Genomic DNA, 3124 nt, shown 5'->3' with positions numbered 1-3124 from the left:
GGTAGGAGCGCAGTCCCTCAGGCTGGATGTCTTCCGGCACCTGGAACGATGCATCCAGCGCATCCTGGGCAAGCATCTCGATGTGCTTGCCCGTGCGTGCGCAGGACTCGCAGTGCACCGGACCGTGGGGATGACGGGAAATCGTTTTGGCCATGGGGCTGATCTCGCTGTCGATCGGGCGGATGCCCGGTTCACGGCGCAACGCTACGACCAGGCGGGTTCTTGCTGCAAGCCGCATCGGCCTGCGGATGGGGTGCGGCGAATGGCCCTGCAACGTCGCACTGGCTGCGCGTGCAGGATGATTCTTCATGTGGACATTACGATTCTATGGAATTTGTAAGTTGACACGACACCGGCGATGAGCGAGTTAGCTGATGACGAGCGTCGGTTTGGCGCCCGTCCATACCGGGCACAGGAGAGTCTTGGTGATGGCGCGTGCGAAGGGGGCGACGCACAGCATCGCAGGGGGCAGGTCGGGTTGTGGTGACCCGCCTTCAGGCGAACGAGCCATGCGGCGCAGCAGGCGACCCGCTTGGCCTGTGGTTCCTGCGCGTTGTTCGCACGACACGCGCGTGCCCGCAGGCGCCGTTGCAGCCGGCTCAGCGACTGGATGCCATGGCTGCTGAAGATCCGGCACCGCGCCCCAAAGAACCGCCGTGCATCCTGCTCGCCGTGGCGCGCGGGATCGCGCGCGTCAATGACCATGCCGCGATCGATCTGTCGGACCTGATGCTGGCCATCCGGCACACGGTGGACGGCACCTCCGCCAACGCCAGCGCCCGTCTGCCCCCGATGGTCCTGGCGTCCGCGCGGCGCGATTGGACACTGGCCATGGCCATGGCGATGCTCAGTGCAATGTCGGTCTATGTGAATCCGTTATCCGCCGAGGCCGCGTCGTATTTGGTCAAGCTTGGGCTACGCGTCGAGAATCTGGACAACCTGCTCGAAGAGACGTTTCGGGATCAATTCCGTGTCGAATACGCACGCATGCTCGCCGCAAGCATCGGGGTGACCAAGGACGCTGCATCCACTGATCCCGTCAAGGCCCTGCCGCCGCTGACACGGGCACAGGTGATGGACGCCGCAAAGCGCGTTCGCAGCGACCTGGAACGGGCGTTCCTCGACCCTCGAGAGCTGGTCCCGAAGATCGCGGCGGCCTTGATGGAAACACCGGCGCTGCGTTCGGCGCCCAAGAAGCCCTGGGCCACTTTCTTCTTTGTGGGTCCCACGGCCACGGGCAAGAGCTTCGCCGCAGGGATCATCGCGCAGGCGCTGGCGAGAGCATCTGAACTGCCTTCATCGACACCATCCGAGGCTTCGGCGGGGCCTCAAGACGTCTGGGCCAGCACGACCTTCGATCTGTCGGCCTACACCAGCTTCAATCAGAGTTTCGGCCTGGTCGGCTTGACCCAAGGCTATGCCGATGCGAGGCCCGGTGAATTGACCCAGTGGATCCGGGAGCATCCGCGTTCGGTGATCATCCTCGATCATCTGGACAAGGCGCATCCCAACACGCAGAACGTGCTGCTGGAGCTGTTCGACACCGGATTCCTGACCGATCGCTATGGCTTCTACAAGAACAATGACTTAAAACAGGAGCGCATCGCCGAGCCCGCAGTGGACGCCAGACAGTGCATTTTCATCTTCACTGCCAGCATCGATGGCGAGCTGGCGCGGAACGCGGGCTTCTTCGAGCGTTATGCGCGCCAGCCGGGCCAAGGCAAGGACACGCTGCTCGATTACCTGCGCAAGCGGCGCAGCACGAGCCATGGCAGTGACAGCATGCCCGTGTACGACCCCGGGTTGCTCAGTGCGTTGGGGTCTTCCAACCTGCTGTTGTTTGCCCCGCTGGGTGAGGCCGAACTGCGCACACTCGCCAGACAGGGTCTGGGGACGCTGAAGTCGACGTACGCTGCAACCGTGGGCATTCGGCTCCACTGGGAAGCCAACACGGAGCTGCTGGTCGAAGCCAGCCTGCTCGCCCATGGCGCCGATCTCGATGCACGCAAGGTCACGGCGCGTGCGCTGCGCGACCTGTGGCTGCCCGAGCTGGATGCCTACGCGCTGCGTCAGGATTTCGCGCTGCTCGCCGGCCAGTCACTGGACATCCGTTTCACGCCGGGCACCTTGGAGAAGCTGGAGCCCATCAAGGAGCGCCTGGGCATTCCGGTGCAGCTGCAGCCGGACGGTCCGGATCTGGTGCAGTGCCTCAGGCGCCGCAATCGCACCGTGGTGTTCGAGCGCACGCTGGACACCCAGGCGAGCCCATGGACCCTGACCTTGCACGACCCGCAGGTCGCGGTGCCGCAACGCGCCGAGGACTTCACCGGTGGCGGTGCGCTGGTCGTCGAGGTGCCCAGCGTCCGCTTCGGCGACGTGCAGGGCCACGTCGTGGTCAAGCAGCGCCTGCAACAAATCGTGCACCTGCTGAAGGAACCGCGGCAACTCGAGCAATGGGCCGTGGCATCCCCCAGTGGCATGGTGCTGCATGGTCCGCCCGGTACCGGCAAGACCTTGCTGGCAAAGGCGCTTGCTGGCGAAGCGGACTTGCCGTTCCTGGCTGCCAATGGCGTGGATCTGCTTGACCCGAGGTTCACCCAATCCTTGTACGAGCGCGCGCGGCACTATGCCCCGGCGCTGGTGTTCCTCGACGAGATCGATGTGCTGGGAAGCCGCCAGCAGACTGCCTACACCGCCGCCATCAATGCACTGCTGAGCGCGCTCGATGGCTTCGGTGGCGGCAGCAGTCCGGTGTTTACCGTGGCCGCCACCAATTATCTGGAGCGCCTCGATCCGGCGCTGTTGCGACCGGGGCGGCTGGGCCTGCACGTGGAAGTGCCGATGCTCGACCGCGAAGCCCGGCGCGGATTCATCACACGCTACCAGGCGTTGCCCGGTGGCCAGTCCCTGGACGTGGAAGCCTTGCTCGATGCCACCACCGGTCTCAGCGGCGCGGCCCTGGAGTCGGTGCGCAATGAAGCGGCCTATGCGCTGCTGCGCGAAGGTCGCGCCGAGGTGGATACGGCATTCATGCGCGAGATCATCACCACCGAGCGCTTCGGCCCGCGCAGCAGCCGCGCGTTGAGCGCGGCGGACAAACGCCTGACCGCGCTGCACGAGGCCG

The 3124-nt window shown here is 65.1% G+C and carries 2 protein-coding genes; one reads left to right on the top strand and one right to left on the bottom strand.

Annotated elements, in window-relative coordinates; all coding sequences use genetic code 11:
- A partial coding sequence (locus AC2VLV_RS12255) for a hypothetical protein (protein WP_486990256.1) occupies window positions 1-310 on the bottom strand: 310 nt, incomplete at its 3' end.
- Between the two features lie 305 nt (window positions 311-615).
- On the opposite strand from AC2VLV_RS12255, the gene AC2VLV_RS12250 reads away from it, so the two are divergent.
- The coding region (locus tag AC2VLV_RS12250) for an AAA family ATPase (protein WP_486990255.1) at window positions 616-3124 on the top strand (2509 nt) is incomplete at its 3' end.

The organism is Thiomonas sp. TH-17, assembly GCF_057473305.1.
This window is presented reverse-complemented; position numbering and strand designations above follow the sequence as displayed.